General features: G+C 60.4%; 1 protein-coding gene. It reads right to left on the minus strand.

Annotation, left to right across the window (positions count from 1 at the left end; genetic code table 11):
• Window positions 1-255: TonB family protein (locus ACO0LC_RS29355; protein ID WP_423009819.1), on the minus strand; the 255-nt coding region annotated here is incomplete at both ends.

Raw genomic sequence — 255 nt, forward strand, 5'->3', positions numbered from 1 at the left:
CGAGACCACGGAAGCCGCTGGATTTGTCGATCTTGACGTCAGCGACCGAGCCATCTGCACCGATCAATACAGACAGGGCGACGGTACCGGTTTCTTCATTACGCAACGAGGCGCGTGGGTATTCCGGCTTGCAGCCACCGACGTTGAAGTCGATCACGCCTGGTACTGTCACAGGGCCAGTGGCCTTGGCTTCGACGGGCGGCGCTGTGGTGGGCGGGGCCTTGGTGAAGACAGGATTGTCTGGCTTGACATTCG

It is taken from the genome of Undibacterium sp. JH2W, from assembly GCF_049340425.1.
GTDB lineage: Bacteria > Pseudomonadota > Gammaproteobacteria > Burkholderiales > Burkholderiaceae_D > Undibacterium.